The sequence below is a fragment of the Knoellia sp. AC549 genome (genome assembly GCF_979258975.1).
Window position 1 is genome coordinate 3,426,097 of record NZ_OZ409890.1, and the last position, 16,795, is coordinate 3,442,891.

At 69.4% G+C, this 16,795-nt stretch carries 13 protein-coding genes; 3 read left to right on the forward strand and 10 right to left on the reverse strand.

Annotated elements, in window-relative coordinates; translation table 11 throughout:
* The first annotated feature begins 92 nt into the window (after positions 1 to 92).
* The gene (gene acnA / locus ACZZ98_RS16680; RefSeq protein ID WP_463517290.1) at positions 93 to 2,927 is read left to right on the forward strand and encodes an aconitate hydratase AcnA; all 2,835 of its coding nucleotides are present in this window, start codon (positions 93 to 95) and stop codon (positions 2,925 to 2,927) included.
* Positions 2,928 to 3,025: 98 nt separating this feature from the next.
* Here the strand turns inward: acnA and ACZZ98_RS16685 are convergent, their stop codons facing one another.
* The 4 genes from ACZZ98_RS16685 to ACZZ98_RS16700 are packed head-to-tail and all read right to left on the reverse strand — an operon-like array spanning position 3,026 to position 7,328.
* Positions 3,026 to 3,880, reverse strand: a complete 855-nt coding sequence (locus ACZZ98_RS16685) for a carbohydrate ABC transporter permease (protein ID WP_463517291.1) — start codon at positions 3,878 to 3,880, stop codon at positions 3,026 to 3,028.
* Entirely contained in the window at positions 3,877 to 5,004 is a 1,128-nt protein-coding gene (locus ACZZ98_RS16690; protein WP_463517292.1) for a carbohydrate ABC transporter permease, read from the reverse strand. Before ACZZ98_RS16690 ends, ACZZ98_RS16685 begins: the two co-directional genes overlap by 4 nt.
* Before the next feature lie 3 nt (positions 5,005 to 5,007).
* Positions 5,008 to 6,264, reverse strand: a complete 1,257-nt coding sequence (locus ACZZ98_RS16695; RefSeq protein ID WP_463517293.1) for a sugar ABC transporter substrate-binding protein — start codon at positions 6,262 to 6,264, stop codon at positions 5,008 to 5,010.
* Complete coding sequence (locus ACZZ98_RS16700) at positions 6,261 to 7,328, reverse strand: LacI family DNA-binding transcriptional regulator (protein WP_463517294.1); 1,068 nt, start codon at positions 7,326 to 7,328, stop codon at positions 6,261 to 6,263. The genes ACZZ98_RS16695 and ACZZ98_RS16700 overlap by 4 nt, the downstream gene beginning before the upstream one ends.
* 175 nt (positions 7,329 to 7,503) lie before the next feature.
* Between ACZZ98_RS16700 and ACZZ98_RS16705 the strand changes: the two genes are divergently transcribed.
* On the forward strand, positions 7,504 to 9,552 hold the full coding sequence (locus ACZZ98_RS16705) for an amylo-alpha-1,6-glucosidase (RefSeq protein WP_463517295.1): 2,049 nt from the start codon (positions 7,504 to 7,506) through the stop codon (positions 9,550 to 9,552).
* 67 nt (positions 9,553 to 9,619) lie between these two features.
* Here ACZZ98_RS16705 and ACZZ98_RS16710 read toward each other — a convergent pair whose 3' ends face one another.
* Genes ACZZ98_RS16710 through ACZZ98_RS16735 form a run of 6 tightly spaced genes read right to left on the reverse strand, consistent with a single transcriptional unit; the run spans position 9,620 to position 16,161 of the window.
* On the reverse strand, positions 9,620 to 10,147 hold the full coding sequence (locus ACZZ98_RS16710; RefSeq protein WP_463517296.1) for a DinB family protein: 528 nt from the start codon (positions 10,145 to 10,147) through the stop codon (positions 9,620 to 9,622).
* 57 nt (positions 10,148 to 10,204) lie between these two features.
* Positions 10,205 to 11,422 carry a uroporphyrinogen-III C-methyltransferase gene (cobA, locus tag ACZZ98_RS16715; RefSeq protein ID WP_463517297.1) on the reverse strand — a complete coding sequence of 406 codons (1,218 nt, stop codon included), beginning with the start codon at positions 11,420 to 11,422 and terminating at the stop codon, positions 10,205 to 10,207.
* Positions 11,410 to 12,756 carry a sulfate adenylyltransferase subunit 1 gene (locus ACZZ98_RS16720; RefSeq protein WP_463517298.1) on the reverse strand — a complete coding sequence of 449 codons (1,347 nt, stop codon included), beginning with the start codon at positions 12,754 to 12,756 and terminating at the stop codon, positions 11,410 to 11,412. Before ACZZ98_RS16720 ends, cobA begins: the two co-directional genes overlap by 13 nt.
* Positions 12,756 to 13,748, reverse strand: a complete 993-nt coding sequence (gene cysD, locus ACZZ98_RS16725; RefSeq protein WP_463517299.1) for a sulfate adenylyltransferase subunit CysD — start codon at positions 13,746 to 13,748, stop codon at positions 12,756 to 12,758. Before cysD ends, ACZZ98_RS16720 begins: the two co-directional genes overlap by 1 nt.
* The gene (locus ACZZ98_RS16730; RefSeq protein WP_463517300.1) at positions 13,745 to 14,461 is read right to left on the reverse strand and encodes a phosphoadenylyl-sulfate reductase; all 717 of its coding nucleotides are present in this window, start codon (positions 14,459 to 14,461) and stop codon (positions 13,745 to 13,747) included. The genes cysD and ACZZ98_RS16730 overlap by 4 nt, the downstream gene beginning before the upstream one ends.
* A complete protein-coding gene (locus ACZZ98_RS16735; RefSeq protein WP_463517301.1) occupies positions 14,458 to 16,161 on the reverse strand; it encodes a nitrite/sulfite reductase in 1,704 nt (567 codons plus the stop codon). The genes ACZZ98_RS16730 and ACZZ98_RS16735 overlap by 4 nt, the downstream gene beginning before the upstream one ends.
* Positions 16,162 to 16,386: 225 nt before the next feature.
* Between ACZZ98_RS16735 and ACZZ98_RS16740 the strand changes: the two genes are divergently transcribed.
* On the forward strand, positions 16,387 to 16,719 hold the full coding sequence (locus ACZZ98_RS16740) for a hypothetical protein (RefSeq protein ID WP_463517302.1): 333 nt from the start codon (positions 16,387 to 16,389) through the stop codon (positions 16,717 to 16,719).
* Positions 16,720 to 16,795: the final 76 nt, after the last annotated feature.

A 16,795-nucleotide genomic window follows, 5' to 3' on the forward strand; every position in this document is an offset into this window, starting at 1 on the left:
CCCATGGTCGTTTCCGGCGTGGGAAGGTTGGACAGGAAGGCCCCTCCGCTAGTATCTTGACGTCAAGATAATTTGGTGGACCGACACACGCGATGACGCGCGGAAGGAGCAGGCTCGTGACGAGCACTGACAGCTTCAAGGCACACGGCGAACTCCAGGTGGGCGAGAACGCCTACGAGATCTACCGCCTCGCGGCGGTCGAGGGCAGTGAGACGCTTCCCTACAGCCTCAAGGTCCTCCTCGAGAACCTCCTGCGCACCGAGGACGGCGCCAACATCACCGCCGACCACATCCGTGCGCTGGGCGCCTGGGACGAGAACGCCGACCCCGACACCGAGATCCAGTTCACGCCCGCTCGCGTCCTCATGCAGGACTTCACCGGGGTGCCCTGCATCGTCGACCTCGCCACCATGCGCGAGGCCGTTGCCGACCTCGGTGGCGACCCGGCCAAGATCAACCCGCTGAGCCCCGCCGAGATGGTCATCGACCACTCCGTCATCATCGACGTCTTCGGCCGCGCCGACGCCTTCGAGCGCAACGTCGACATCGAGTACGAGCGCAACGGCGAGCGCTACCAGTTCCTGCGCTGGGGCCAGACCGCCTTCGAGGACTTCAAGGTCGTCCCTCCGGGCACCGGCATCGTCCACCAGGTCAACATCGAGCACCTCGCCCGCACCGTCATGACGCGGGAGACCGAGACCGGCGTCGTCGCCTATCCCGACACCTGCGTGGGCACCGACTCGCACACGACGATGGTCAACGGCCTCGGCGTCCTCGGGTGGGGCGTCGGCGGCATCGAGGCCGAGGCGGCCATGCTCGGCCAGCCCGTCTCCATGCTCATCCCGCGCGTCGTCGGCTTCAAGCTCACCGGCGAGATCCCGGCCGGTGCGACCGCGACCGACGTCGTCCTCACGATCACCGAGCAGCTGCGCGCCCACGGCGTCGTCGGCAAGTTCGTCGAGTTCTACGGCGAGGGTGTCTCGGCCGTGCCGCTGGCCAACCGCGCGACGATCGGCAACATGAGCCCGGAGTTCGGCTCGACCTGCGCGATCTTCCCCATCGACTCGGTCACGCTGGACTACCTGCGCCTGACGGGTCGCTCCGAGGAGTCGCTCGCGCTCGTCGAGGCCTACGCCAAGGAACAGGGCATGTGGCTGGACGCCTCTGCGGAGGCGCGCTACTCCGAGCGCCTCGAGCTCGACCTGTCGACGGTCGTCCCGTCGATCGCCGGCCCGAAGCGTCCGCAGGACCGCATCGCCCTGACCGACGCCAAGGAGTCGTTCCGCAAGGTGCTTCCGACCTACGTGGCGCACGAGGAGGGTGACGACGGCCTGGCCTCGTCCTTCCCCGCGAGCGACCCGACTCCACAGGGTTCGCCCGAGGGTCGCAACGGTGGCGACAAGCCGGCCGACCAGGGCAACGGCAGCGACCGCCCGAACAAGAAGGTCCCGATCACGATCAACGGTCAGGCGACCGAGGTCGACCACGGCATCGTGGCGATCGCCTCGATCACGTCGTGCACCAACACCTCGAACCCGTCGGTCATGATGGCCGCCGCCATGCTCGCCAAGAACGCCGTCGAGCGCGGCCTCACCGTCGCCCCCTGGGTCAAGACCTCGATGGCGCCCGGCTCCAAGGTCGTCACCGGCTACTACGAGAAGGCCGGCATGTGGCCCTACCTCGAGAAGCTCGGCTTCCACCTCGTTGGCTACGGGTGCACGACCTGCATCGGCAACTCGGGTCCGATCATCGACGAGGTGAGCCAGGCGGTGAACGACCACGACCTCGCCGTCGTCTCGGTGCTGTCGGGCAACCGCAACTTCGAGGGGCGCATCAACCCCGACGTGAAGATGAACTACCTCGCGTCGCCGCCGCTCGTCATCGCCTACGCGCTGGCCGGGACGATGGACTTCGACTTCGACATCGAGCCGCTGGGCGTTGACACCGACGGCACGGAGGTCTTCCTGAAGGACCTGTGGCCGGCCCCCGCCGACGTGGAGCGAGTCATCGCCGAGAGCATCAGCAAGGAGATGTTCACCAGCGACTACGCCGACGTGTTCGCCGGCGACCAGCGCTGGCAGAGCCTGCCCACGCCCGAGGGCAAGACCTTCGAGTGGGCGGAGGACTCGACCTACGTCCGCAAGCCTCCGTACTTCGACGGCATGTCGATGGACACCACACCGGTGGTCGACATCGAGGACGCCCGCGTCCTGGCCAAGCTCGGTGACTCGGTCACGACCGACCACATCAGCCCGGCCGGCTCGATCAAGGCCGACAGCCCCGCCGGCAAGTACCTCGCCGAGCACGGTGTCGAGCGCAAGGACTTCAACTCCTACGGCTCACGTCGCGGCAACCACGAGGTCATGATCCGCGGCACGTTCGCCAACATCCGCCTCAAGAACCTCCTGCTCGACGGCGTCGAGGGTGGCTTCACCCGGACCTTCATCGACACCCCCGAGGTCAAGGCAGGCGAGCAGTCGACGATCTATGACGCCTCGGCCGCCTACCAAGCCGCTGGAGTGCCGCTGGTGATCCTCTCGGGCAAGGAGTACGGCTCGGGCTCCTCGCGTGACTGGGCCGCCAAGGGCACCCGCCTGCTCGGCGTCCGAGCCGTCATCGCCGAGAGCTACGAGCGCATCCACCGCTCGAATCTCATTGGTATGGGCGTCATTCCGCTCCAGTACCCTGAGGGCCAGAACGCCGACTCGCTCGGCCTCGACGGCACCGAGACGATCTCGATCACGGGGATCACCGCACTCAACGACGGCACCACGCCCAGGACGGTCAAGGTGTCCGCCCGCAAGGACTCCGACACCGAGTCCCCGATCGAGTTCGATGCCGTCGTCCGCATCGACACCCCCGGCGAGGCCGACTACTACCGCAACGGCGGCATCCTCCAGTACGTCCTGCGGTCGCTCGTGAAGTAACCCGACTCCGTCGGAAAGACGACGACGCCGGTATGCCGTGAGCTCACGGCATACCGGCGTCTCTCGTTGTCGTCTGGTCGTCCTGGGCCGCGCAGGGCTCAGCCCTTGACCCCGCCCTCGTTGGCGCCTGAGGTGAAGTGGCGCTGGAAGATGAAGAAGAGGATGGCCACAGGGATGGTGGTGAGCAGGGCGGCTCCGAGCTTGAGGGGGTACTGCGTCCCCGCGCTGAGCTCGCCGCTGGCCAAGCTCGCCAGACCGGTCACGAGGGTGCGCTTCTCGACGTCCTGGGTGACGACGAGGAAGTGGCCGAACTCGTTCCACGAACCCTGGAACGACAGGATCGTCAGGGTGATGAGCGCCGGCTTGGCCATGGGGAGCACCACCGACCAGAAGGTGCGGAAGACGCTGGCCCCGTCGATCCGGGCGGCCTCCTCGATCGAGACCGGGATCGAGTCGAAGAACTGCTTCATGATGAAGACGCCGGCCGCATCGACGATGAGGGGGAGGATCATCGCGGTGTAGGTGTCGTAGATGCCGAGGTAGTTGACGATGAGGAACTTGGGGATGAGGAGCGCCACCCCGGGCACACTCATCACGGCCAGCACCGTCGCGAACAGGAACCCGCGACCGCGGAACTTCAGTCGCGACAGGGCATAGCCGGCGAGGCTGTCGAGGAAGACCCGCAGACCGGTGACGACGGTGGCCACGAGGAAGGAGTTCTTCGTCCACGTGGGGATGGGAACCGCAGCGCCGCCCTCCACTCCGAAGATGCGCTTCCAGGCATCGAGGTCGAGGGGGTTGGGGAGCAGGCTGAGGGGGTTCTCGGTCGCAGCGGGGTTGGACTTGAAGGAGGTCGCGATCTGGATGAAGAAGGGATAGATGAAGACGACGGCGAAGAGGACGAGCAGGAAGTAGAAGACGAGCAGCTTCCACGTGGTGGTGCGGTGAGTCATTTCCTCGCTCCGGTCTGGGTGTTGGAGGCCGCGATGCTCGCCTGGCGTGCCTTGCGCCGGGGCTTGGGGTCACGGTCGCGCAGGAGCCACCGCTGGGCCGAGGTAAGCGCGACGATGAGTGCGAAGACGACGAACGAGATCGCCGCTCCCGTGCCGTAGTCGAGACTCGTGAACGACTGCTTGTAGGACAGGAACGCCGGTGTCAGCGTGGTGTTCGCGGGAGCACCCTTGCCCATCACGTAGATCTGGTCGAAGACCTGCCACGTGCCGATGAGTCCGAGGGTCGTCACGAGGAAGAACGCGGGTTTGAGCATCGGGACCGTGACGTGACGCATCTTCTGCCACCCCGTGGTGCCGTCGAGCATCGCGGCCTCCTCGACCTCCACCGGGACGTCCTGGAGCGCTGCGAGGAACATCAGCATGAAGGTTCCGGTGGTGGTCCAGACGACCAGGATGATGACGACACACATGGCGACCGAGGGCCCGGAGAACCAGTCCCAGAGACTGCGTCCGAGGACCTCCGCCTCGGCGAACCCGGGCGCGCCGTCCACACCGACGCCGCCGGCGAGGATGTGGAACAGCCCACGGGCATCGCTGAACCAGGCCGGCCCGTCGACGCCGAGCTTGCTCAGAACGGCGTTGACCGCACCCGAGTTCGCGAACAGGAAGATGAACACGACCGATATCGCGATCGAGCTGGTCACCGACGGGAAGTAGAACGCGGTCCGGAAGAACCCCTTGCCCTTGAGGAACTTGTTGTTGACGATCACGGCGAGGAAGAACGACAGGGCGGTCTGCAGCGGCACGACGAAGAACACGAACCAGAAGTTGTTGCCGATGCTCTGCATGAAGTTCTCTCGCCGCAGGCCGTCCTCGGCGAACAGCGAGGTGTAGTTGTCGACCCCGACGAACTGCGCGTTCTCCCCTCCCGTGAACGGCGATCCGTTGCCGTTCCAGCTGGTCAGGCTCACGTAGAAGGCCATGAGGACCGGGATGAACAGGAAGACACCGAGGATCAGGAGCATGGGGGCCGTGAACAACCAGCCCGCCGCGCCATCACCCTTGCGGGTCCCGTCGCGGCCGGAGGCTGTCCGGCCGCGACGGGATGCGACATCACTGGTCATGGCTCACTTCCCGCCGAGGGCGGAGGCGCCATTCTTCTGGAGGGCCTCGAGGATGGCCTTGGGGTCCTTGGTCTTCAGCTGCTCGAGGTCGGTGTTGAACGCGGCCATGACGGGGTCGAAGCCGGGCGCGTTGACCGGGCCCTGACCGTACTCACCGCCGGCCGCGAAGGCGGCGTTGTCCGGGAACTGCTGGGCGTACTGCTCGCTGCCCTCCTTGGTCGACGGCATGACGCCGAACGCCTTGGCGAAGGCCATCTGCTGCTCGGTTGAGGTCAGCGTCTTGACCAGGTCGACCGCCGCCGCCTGCGACTTGGACTTGGCAGCGATGCCCCAGCAGTTGCTGAAGACGAGGGTGCCCTTTCCGCCGGGGCCCTCGGGCAGCTCGACGACCTTGGTCTTGATGTTCGGGAAGTCCTTGGTGAGGGCACCCCGGATCCAGTTGCCCTCGATCGTCATCGCGGCAACGCCCTTGCCCAGTGCCTCGCCGCCCCAGCCGGAGTCGACCTCCTTGGCATACTTCATGGATCCGGACTTCAGGAGCTTCTGCGCCTGCGTCAGCCCGGCGAGGTTCTCGGCCGAGTCGGCCGTGACCTCGGTGCCGTCCTCGTTGACGACCCAGCCACCCGCCTGCTTCATGAAGGCGCCTACCCGGGCCCACTCGCCGCTGACGACGAGGCCGGTGACCTTGCCGTTCGTGAGCTTCGTGGCCGCGGCCTCGAGACCGGCCCAGTCCTTGGGGATGTCGGCGTCGGTGAGGCCGGCCTTGGTCCACAGGTCGGTGTTGATGATGAGGGCCAGCGTCGAGAAGTCCTTGGGCGCGCACTGGAGCTTGTCCTCGTAGGTGTAGGTCTTGACGAGGCTGTCGAGGAAGCCCGCGTCCGCGACCTGGTCCCCGTAGGCGAACAGGTTCCCGGCCTTGGCGAAGTCGCCGATGCGGGCAGCGTCCGCGTAGAAGATGTCCGGCGGCGTTCCGCCGGCGAACCCCTGGCCGAGCTGCTGGTTGAGGTCGGAGGCGACGATGACCTCTGCGGTGTTGCCGGTCTTCTTCGCCCAGCCGTCCGCGGCAGCCTTGACAGCAGCGGTCTCGGCGTCACCGGACGTGCCGATGAGAATCTGGAAGCTGGAGGGCCCGGTCGACTGCTGCGGGGCAGCGGAGTCCTCCTCGAAACCTCCGCCGCCGCCGCATGCGGCGAGCGAGAGGATGACGCCTGCGGCACAGACGATGGCGGCGCGTGAGCGCCGGGCGCGGTGGGTGTTCATGACTTCTCCTGATGGTGGGTGGCGGGGGCGGTGGGTCTGCGATGCGAGCTGGATCGGTGGACGAGTGCGGGGGTGAGCATGACGCCGGAGGTGGGCTGGGGAGCGGAGGTCAGCTGGTCGTGCACCTGGGTGAGCAGCTCGTCGGCGATCGCCCGGAACGGCTGCGCCACGCTGGTGAGACCGTGGGCGAGTGCGGACTGGGATCCGTCGAAGCCGACGATCCCCACGTCCCGGCCCGGCCTCAGTCCACGGGTGAGCAGGACGTGGTGGACGGCGAGGGCGAGCAGGTCGGAGGCACAGACGATGGCGCCACCGTCGCCGACGCGGTCCACCAGCCGACCTGCCGCGTCGATGGCCTCGGGGAGGACCTGGTTGGAGGTTTCCTGGAGGCTCAGGTCGCCGCGACCGTGGCGGGCGGTGGCATTGGCCCAGCCCTCGCGGCGCTCGTCACCCACGAGGGAGCCGTAGGGCCAGCCGAGGTAGCCGATGGCTCCGTACCCCTCGGAGACGAGGTGCTCCACCGCGGTGTCGGTGCCGGCGCGCCCGTCCACATCAGCCCAGGCAGTGAAGGCGGGCTCGTCCCAGACGCGGCCGAAGGAGGCGAACGGGATCCCCTGGTCGGCCAGCCACGTCGGGCGGGGGTCGCCGTGGTGGGTGTCCATGATGACGAAGGCGTCGACGAGGCGGCCGCGCCACATCTCGCGGTAACGCTCGAGGGTGGGGCCGTCCTGGTCGGACCCGAACGTCACGATGTGGCACTCGTGAGTAGGGGCGCAGATGGTGAGCGAGACCAGGAACGGCGCGAGGGCGTCGCTCAGGGACTGCGACCCCAGACCGGTCAGCTCCATGCCCACGGCACCGGCCCTTTGCTGGCGCAGGGAGCTGGCAGCCGTCGAGGGGGAGTAGCCCAGACGCTCGATCTCCGCGTGCACGCGCCGCAGGGTCTCGGGCCTGACCCGCTCGGGGTGCATGAGGGCGTTGGAGACCGTCTGGCGTGAGACCCGGGCCGCGGATGCGACGTCGTTGACGGTCGCGCGGCTTCGAGCTGACGGCCGTGACGCCATGGGGACCTCCTCGACGGTGAGAAGCGGTGCGGCTGCGGGCCCAAAACGATGTGTATCGAATTTGAACCTTCAAATCGCTATAGTGCCTACTGTGACCCGGACCACGTTTGGCTGTCAAGCGACCGAGGGCATCACCGCCCACGCCGAGGACCGAGAGCAGGGAGCGGATGCGAGCATGACGCGCTACGTGCAGCCGTGGCTCCACGAGCTCGAGATCGCGGTGCGGGGCAACGTCACGAGCGTCTCGGACCGCCATGGCGACATGGGCGAGCCCGGGACCGGGCTGTTCGTCGACGACCGGCGCGTCCTGTCGCTGTGGGAGGTCCGGGTCGAGGACGAGCGGCCCACCTGGCTGGCAGCAGGGAGCTCCGGTCCGACGACGACGGTCTCGACACTCCTGCGTTCGCTCGGCGACCTCGGCGCCGACCCGACGGTGGGGCTCGTGCGCGGCCGGACGCTCGTCGACCAGGGCATGCGCGAGACCCTGACCGTCAGCTCGCACGCCGCAGGACCTGTCGAGGTGCGGCTGGTGATACGCCTGGGCGCCGACGGCGCCGACGTGGCGACGGTGAAGGGTGGGGCCGGTGCGGACCTCCTTGACGCGCAGGTCACGGACGGTGGGGTGACCTGGCAGGACGGGCGGCACGCCACGACGTTCACGGCGTCGGAGGGGTCCGGCCACCACGAGGACGGCAGCGCGACCTGGGTGTGGGTGACGACGGTCGCGCCGGGCGCCTCGTCGACCCTTGAGACGAGCGTGCAGAGCCGTCGGATGGGTCACGCGGTCTTTGCGACCGACGCAGGCTGGGACGAGATCCACTGGGACGACGTCGCGCTCGAGGCCACGGACCCCCGCCCGGGCAGGATCCTCACCCAGTCGCTCGTCGACCTGCGTGGACTCCTGCTCACCGACCCGGAGTCACCCGGGGACGTCTTCGCGGCAGCCGGGACGCCGTGGTACCTCACGCTCTTCGGTCGCGACTCCCTGTGGGCCGCCCGCTTCATGCTCCCCTTCGGCACCGACCTCGCCCGGGGGACGCTGCGCGCGCTGGCCCGACGCCAGGCGACCGCGACCGACTCGGTCGCGGCGTCGGCCCCGGGCAAGATCCTCCACGAGGTCCGACGGACCCCCTACGTCGACCCGGTGACGGGCATGACGCTGCCGCCGGTCTACTACGGCTCGGTCGACGCGACACCACTGTGGGTCGGGTTGCTGCACGACTCGTGGCGTTGGGGCCTGGACGACCAGGTCGTCCAGGAGCTCGCTCCTCACTTGCGGGCTGCCCTGTCCTGGATGCGCGCCGAGGCGGACAAGGGTGACGGGCTGCTCCGCTACGTCGACGAGAGCGGCTCGGGCCTGGCCAACCAGGGCTGGAAGGACTCCGGTGACTCGATGCGCCACAGCGACGGCTCGATCGCCATGGGGCCCATCGCTCTGCTGGAGACGCAGGCGTATGCCGTCGCGGCAGCCTGCGGTGCGGCGCACCTTCTCGAGTCGGTGCTGGGCGAACCCGGTGACGAGTGGCGGTCATGGGCCGACGACCTCACCGGCACCGTTCGCGAGCTGTTCTGGGTCGATGAGTCCTCGACCGGCAGGTACCTGTCCATGGCGATCGCGGGCGACGGCGAACCCGTCGACGGCGTGGGCAGCAACATGGGCCACGTCCTCGGGAGCGGCGTGCTCAGTGCACCGGAGGCGCGACGGACGGCCCGGACGCTCACGTCGCCGGACATGCTCGGGGACGCAGGCGTGCGCACCCTCTCTCGTGACAACCCCGCCTACAACCCGATCGGCTATCACACCGGCTCGGTCTGGACCCATGACAACGCCATCGTGGCGCTCGGGCTGGCCAGAGAGGGCTTCACCGAGGAGGCCGGACGCGTGCTCGAGACCCTGATCGAGGTCGCCTCGTCGAGCGGGAACAGGTGGCCAGAGCTGTTCGGTGGCGAGCTCCTCATGGGACGGCCCGTGCCCTACCCGGCGTCGTGCCGACCGCAGGCCTGGGCGGCCGCGTCGGCGGGGGTGCTGGTGGAAGTGGCGCTCGGCCTGACCGCCGACGCGCCGAACCGCAGTCTCACGATCGCGCCGATGAGACCGGCACCCTTCGGCGCCACGACGGTGCGGGGGATACGGGTCGGTGACGTCGAGGTGTCGGTGTCGGTCGACTCCGGAGGGGAAGTCGTGGACGTGCAGGCCCCCGGCCTCGAGGTCACCATCGCGTGAGCAGCGCAGCTGGCCGCGGCACCTGACTCGACGGAGGGGCGCCCCGTCGTCGCCGCGGGGACGCCGATCAGCCCATGGTCTTCTGGCCGTCGAGGGCCTCACGGATGATGTCGGCGTGGCCCGAGTGCTGGGAGGTCTCGGCGATGATGTGCAGGACGGTGCGGCGCGCGGACCATCGCGCTCCGGGCTCGAACCACGGGGCCGGCGGCAAAGGCTGGCTGGCGTTGAGGTCGGGCACCGACTCGACGAGGGCGTCGGTCGCCGCAGCAACCTCGTCATAGGTGGCGAGCAGGCCCTCGAGGGTCTCGTCCTCGGTCATCCGGTGCGAGTCCATGAAGGCCTGCACCTCGGGCGGTGGATTGCTCCAGTCGACGCTCTCCCAGTCGATCGAGGGACCCTCTGCGGGCCCGTCGGTGATGAAGGTGGCCCACTGCTTCTCGGTGCCTGCCACGTGCTTGACGAGCCCGCCGAGGGTGAGCTCGCTGACGGTGGTGCGCTCCCGCGCCTGGTCGTCGGTGATGCCGTGCACCGTGGTCCGCAGGAAGCCGCGGTGGCGCTGGAGGGACTCGATGAGATCACTGCGTTCGCTGTCCATGACAGCAACCTAGCGACGACTGCCGACGTCCGGCTGCCCGTCGACGTGATGGTGCACTCAGGCGTCGTGGGCGAGGCGGACGACGTCGCCGACGACGACGACGGCCGGTGACTCGACGCCGCGGAACAGCGCGAGGTCGGCGATGTCACCGAGCGTGCCGATCGTCACTCGCTGGGTCGGCAGGAAGCCACGCTCGATGATGGCCACGGGGCAGTCGGCCGACCGTCCCCCTGCCACGAGAGAACTCGCACTGTTGCGCAGGGTGGACACACCCATGAGGAGCACGAGGGTGTGGTCGGAACCCGGGGGGAGCGTCGGGATCTGCTCGTGGCCGGAGACCACGGTGAAGGCCTTGGCGACCCCGCGGTGGGTGAGGGGGATGCCTGCGGCCGCGGGCACGGAGACTGCGCTCGTCACTCCGGGAACGACCTCGACAGGTATGCCGTGTGCCTCGCACGCGAGGCGCTCCTCGCCTCCGCGCCCGAGGACATAGGGGTCGCCGCCCTTGAGCCGGACGACGCCGAGGCCGCGCTGGGCCTCCTCGACGAGGATCTCGTTGATGCGGTCCTGTGGGACCGGATGATGCCCAGGGGTCTTGCCGACGTCGATGACCCGCACCGACTCGTGCAGGCGGGACACGACTCCCCGCGGGGCGAGCCGGTCGATGACGACGACGTCGGCCGTGGCGAGCAACTCGTGCCCGCGTGAGGTCAGCAGACCGTCGGCTCCGGGCCCGCCACCGACGAGGGCGACCCAGCCTCCGGCTCGGGGACGGTGACGGCGCAGGTCGAGGCCACCGCTGCGCAGGGCAAGGTCGATGCCGTCGCGGACGGTGGTCGCGAGGAGGGGGTCGCCGCCGCCGTGGACGGCCACCGTGACCCTGCCGTCGGGCGTGGTCACGTGCGTGCGGGCAGGGATGCTGGCTGCAGTGGCCCGCGAGTCGGTGGCGTCGACACACCACACGCGCAGCTCCTGCGAGTCCGCGCTGATGGCGTTGTCCACGTCGGGATCGCCGGTCGCCGTGTGGGCCAGCCAGGCGCCGTCGAGGTCTGCTGGTCCGGCGTAGTCCCGCTGCAGCCAGGTGACCCGGTCAGAATGCTCCGCGACGAGGTCATGGACCTCTTCGCAGATCCACGGCGAGACGAGCCGCACGACGGCACCCTCGTCGAGGAAGGCCCGAACGCGGCGCCCGGTCACCGGGCCACCGCCGAAGACGGCGACCATTCGGCCGGTGAGGTCCAGGACGACCGGCAGGGCCCCTCTCAGATCTCCCACTCCTCGTCCCCCTCGGGCTGCGTCGGCGCGTCGGCGGCGGTCGGCAGGGTCGCGCCGACCATGCCGGCGGCGACGGTGCGTCCGTCGTGCGCATCGATGAGGAGGAAGGACCCACCGCGCCGTGAGGTCGCGTAGTTCTCGACCGGCACCGGGCTCGCCAGGCGGAGCGTCACGAGGCCGATGTCGTTGAGAGCCAACGTCTCGGCCGGGATGGAGTGCAGGCCGTCGAGGTCGAGGGCACCGTCGATGCTGCGCACCGCGGACTGCACCGTGCGCGACCCGTGCTTGAGCAGCAGGCGCTGGCCCGGGCGCAGGGGAGCATCGCCGAGCCAGCAGACCACGGCCTTGATGTCCTGCGTGGGCTGTGGGGCGTCCGCCACCGCGGCGAGGACGTCGCCCCGCGAGATGTCGATCTCGTCGGCGAGGCGCAGCGTCACCGACTGGAGCGCGAAGGCCTCGGTCAGTGACCGCTCGCCGAGGTCGATCCCGGTGACGGTCGAGCGCCGCCCGGAGGGCAGGGCGACGACCTCGTCGCCGACCCGCACGACACCTGAGGCGACCTGGCCGGCATACCCCCGGTAGTCCCGGTGCGCCTCGTCCAGGGCGGCACCCTGCGGACGGATGACGAGCTGGACGGGCAGACGGAAGGCCTCGTGGGACGGGTCGTCCGCCGGGGGCAGTGCCTCGAGCAGCTCCAGCAGGCTCGGGCCGGCATACCAGGGGGTGCGTGCCGAACGGGTGGCGATGTTGTCGCCGTCGAGGGCGCTCACGGGGATGGCCGTGGCCTCGGCCACGCCGAGCTCTCGCGCGACGGCCTGCACCTCGGCGTTGACCCGTTCGTAGGTCTCCTGGGAGAAGCCGACGAGGTCGATCTTGTTGACCGCCACGATGACGTGGGGCACGCGCAGCAGGGCGGTGACGGCGAGGTGGCGACGCGTCTGCTCGAGCACGCCCTTGCGGGCATCGACGAGGAGCACGACGACGTCGGCCGTCGAGCTGCCGGTCACGGTGTTGCGCGTGTACTGCACGTGCCCGGGGCAGTCGGCGAGCACGAAGGAGCGCCGGGCCGTTGCGAAGTAGCGGTAGGCGACGTCGATGGTGATGCCCTGCTCACGCTCTGCGCGTAGGCCGTCGGTGAGGAGCGCGAGGTCGGCGCCGGTGAGCCCGCGGTCTCGTGAGACCCGTTCGACGGCAGCGAGCTGGTCGGAGAGGACCGACTTGGTGTCGTGGAGGAGGCGGCCCACGAGCGTGGACTTGCCGTCGTCGACGGAGCCGGCGGTGGCCAGGCGCAAGAGCGTTCCGCGGGTGGCGACTGCGGTGGTCGTGGGCTGCATCAGAAGTAGCCCTCCTTCTTGCGGTCTTCCATGGCGGCCTCGGAGATCCGGTCGTCGGCGCGGGTGGCGCCTCGCTCGGTCAGGGTCGAGGCGGCCACCTCGACGACGATCTCGGCGTTGGTCCGCGCCGGAGACTCGACGGCCCCGGTGCACGACATGTCACCGACGGTGCGGTAGCGCACGAGCCGGGTCTCCACCGTCTCGTCCTCGCGCGGCTGGCTGTGGGGGCCGACCGCGAGCCACATGCCGTCGCGGCTGAAGACCTCGCGCTCGTGGGCGTAGTAGAGCGGCGCGAGCGGGATGTCCTCGCGCTCGATGTACTTCCAGACGTCGACCTCGGTCCAGTTGCTGATCGGGAAGGCACGCACGTGCTCGCCCGGTCGATGGTGGGGGTTGAAGAGGTTCCACAGCTCGGGCCGCTGGTTCTTGGGGTCCCACTGGCCGAACTCGTCCCGGAGGGAGACGATCCGCTCCTTGGCGCGGGCCTTCTCCTCGTCACGGCGCCCGCCCCCGAAGACACCGTCGAAGCGGTGCTCGTTGATCGCGTCGAGCAGCGGCACCGTCTGGAGGGCGTTGCGTAGGCCGTCGGCCCGCTCGCGGAGGCGGCCGTCGTCGAGGTAGTCCTGGACGCTCGCCACCTCGAGCCGCAGCCCGAGCCTCGCGACCGTCTCGTCGCGGTAGTCGAGGACCTCGGGGAAGTTGTGCCCGGTGTCGACGTGCAGCACGGGGAAGGGGATGGGCGCCGGCCAGAAGGCCTTGGTCGCCAGGTGCAGCATGATGACGGAGTCCTTGCCCCCGCTGAAGAGCAGCACCGGACGCTCGAGCTCACCGACGACCTCGCGGATGATCAGGATCGCCTCGGCCTCGAGGGCGTCGAGCTGGCTGAGGACGTGCCCCTCGTATGCCGGTTGGCCGGCATACGACGTGGTGGCCTCCGTGGCCACGGCGGTGTCGAGCGGCGACCCGGTGAGGTCGGTGGTGGTGGCGCTCATGTGTGGATCCCGCATTCGGTCTTCGAGAGTCCGGCCCATCGACCGGATCGAGGGTCCTCTCCGGGTGCGACGCGCTTGGTGCACGGCTCGCAACCGATCGACGGATAGCCGTCGGAGAGAAGGAGGTTGATGGGCACGCCGTGATCGAGGGCGTAGTCCGTGACGTCGTCGAGCGACCAGGTGACGAGAGGGTTGATCTTCACCAGGCCGTGCTTCTCGTCGAACGTGACGACGGGCGTCGCCGTGCGAGTCGGCGCCTCGTCACGACGCACGCCGGTCACCCACGCCTCGTAGCCTGCGAGCGTCCGGGCGAGCGGCTCCATCTTGCGCATGGCGCAGCAGGCGGCCGGGTCGCGCTCGTAGAGGCGGGCACCGAACTCCGCGTCCTGCTCGGCGACGGTGCGCGTGGGCATGACGTCGACGATGGTGACGTCGAGCTCGTCGGCGACGCGGGCGCGGGTGCCGATGGTGTCCGAGAAGTGGTAGCCGGTCTCGAGGAAGAGCACGTCCACACCGGGGGAGTCCTGTGAGATCAGGTGCGGGAGAACGCCTTCGGCCATGCTGCAGGCGACAGCAAGGGTGCCGTGGAAGTTCGCCGCCGCCCAGCGCGCGACGCCGGCAGCGTCCGTGTCGTCGAGCTGCGACCCCTCGAGGGCGAGGGCACGCAGCTCCTCCTCACTGCGCCTGGTGGTGCGTCGGGTCAGGGTGCTCATGTCAGCTCCTCGTCCGGAACTCGGTGGGCCCAGGTGGCGAAGGACTCGCCGGCGGTCCGCTGGGCCAGGAAGCGGCGGGTGATCCGCTCGACGTAGTCGGCGAGGTCGGTCGAGGCGATCTTGAGTCCGCGGACCGTGCGGCCCAGCCCGGCCTCGTCCCGCTCGGGGGAGGCCAGCCCGCCACCGAGGTGGACCTGGAAGCCGGGCACGCTCTCGCCCGCGTCGTTGGTCGTGATGAGTCCCTTGAGTCCGATGTCGGCGGTCTGGATGCGGGCGCACGAGTTCGGGCAACCGTTGACGTGCAACGAGATCGGGGTGTCGAGCTCGACTCCGGCAAGACGCTCCTCGAGCTCGGCGATGACCGCGGTCGCGGTGTCCTTGGTGTCGACGATCGCCAGCTTGCAGAACTCGATGCCCGTGCAGGCCATCGTCGTGCGACGGAACGGGCTGGGCGTCGCGGTCAGCCCGAGCCCCTCCAGGCCGGCGACGAGCTCGGCGACTCCCGACTCCGGGACACCGAGGACGACGAGCTTCTGGTGGGCGGTGAGGCGCACACCGTCGCCGCCGATCCGCTCGACGAGGTCACCGAGGCTGCTGAGGATGGTGCCGCTGACCCGACCGACGATGGGGGCCGCACCGACGTAGAAGCGACCGTCCTTCTGGGGGTGGACACCGACGTGGTCGCCGGGACCCCTGGCGGGCGCGGGCGCGGGCCCGTCAGGGAGTGCCCGCCCGAGGTACTCGGTCTCGAGGATCTCGCGGAACTTCACGGGCCCCCACTCGGCGAGGAGGAACTTCAGGCGGGCCTTGGTGCGCATCCGCCGGTAGCCGTAGTCACGGAAGATCGAGATGACCCCGTGCCACACGTCGGGGGCGTCGGCCTCGGACACGAAGACACCGAGTCGTTCGGCGAGCCGCGGCGCGGTCGAGAGGGCGCCACCCACCCAGAGGTCGAACCCGGGCCCCAGCTCGGGATGGACGACACCGACGAGGGAGATGTCGTTGATCTCGTGGACGACGTCGAGGCTCGGGTGACCCGTGATCGCCGTCTTGAACTTGCGGGGGAGGTTGGACAGCTCGGGGTCGCCCAACCACCGGTCGGTGATGACGCGGATCAGTGCGGTGGGGTCGATGATCTCGTCCGCGGCGATCCCGGCGACGGGACTGCCGAGGAAGGCACGAGGTGTGTCGCCACAGGCCTCGGTGGTCTGCAGGCCGACCTCCTCGAGCCGGCGCCAGATCTCCGGCACGCTCTCGATGGCGATCCAGTGGTACTGGATGTTCTGCCGGTCGCTGATGTCCGCGCTCTCGCGCGCGAAGTCGGTCGAGATGCCGCCTAGGACGCGCAGCTGGGTGGGGGAGAGGACCTGACCGTCGGTGCGGACCCGGAGCATGAAGAACTTGTCCTCGAGCTCGTGCGGCTCGAGCGAGGCGGTCTGCCCGCCGTCGATGCCGGGTTTGCGCTGCGTGTAGAGGCCCCACCAGCGGAAGCGCCCGTGGAGGTCGTCGCCCGGGATGGCGTCGAACCCCTCCCGCGCATAGATCGTCTCGATCCGCTCGCGGACGTTGAGCCCGTTGTCCTCCGCCTTGAACGTCTCGTTCGGGTTGAGCGGCTCGCGGCCGTCGACGGCCCACTGACCGTTGGACCGGCCGGTGCGCGGCGGCCGCAGGGCGCGGCTGCCGGAGGCGACGCTCGTCATGGGTCCTCGTTCCTCAATGGGGTGCCAATGCTGATGGGAAGCATAAGTGTCGGTTATGTCGCAGGAGGACGAGGTCCACGATGTGGCCGTGTCGGGACAGCGCGAGAGGCGCTACCATCGAACACATGTTCGACACGCCCGCCCGGCCTCCGCTGCGCCGTGCGGCGAGCCCGGGAAGCTCCGGGCGGATCGGGCCGTCCGGGCCCGCCGGGCTGGCCCGACCGCGTGCCACCACCGGAAGCGCCCGGCTGGCAGGTGCCCGCGGTCGGCTGGCTGCTGGACCACTGCCCGTCCGAGTACCGCATGTATGCCGTGTGGCGTCGCCATCCGATCGCCCTCGCCTGGGTGACCACGCACCATCTGGACGCACAGCTGGGAGCCATGCGGGCGGCATACCGGGGTCTGCGGGTGGACCTCGCCGAGCACGTCGAGCCCGAGGGGATCGCCGCCTCGCTGGCGGCGCTGGAGGCCGAGGGGGCACGCCTCCTCGCGGCTCGGCGCGCAGCAGGGCTCCTGCTGGAGGCGATGCACGGCCATGCCTTCGTGCCGCGCCTCTGAGGAGGGAGTGTGGAGCCGGTGAGTGTTTCGTGTGGGACCACGGCAGCTGCTCCAAGGGGGAGCGGCGGCGCGCAGG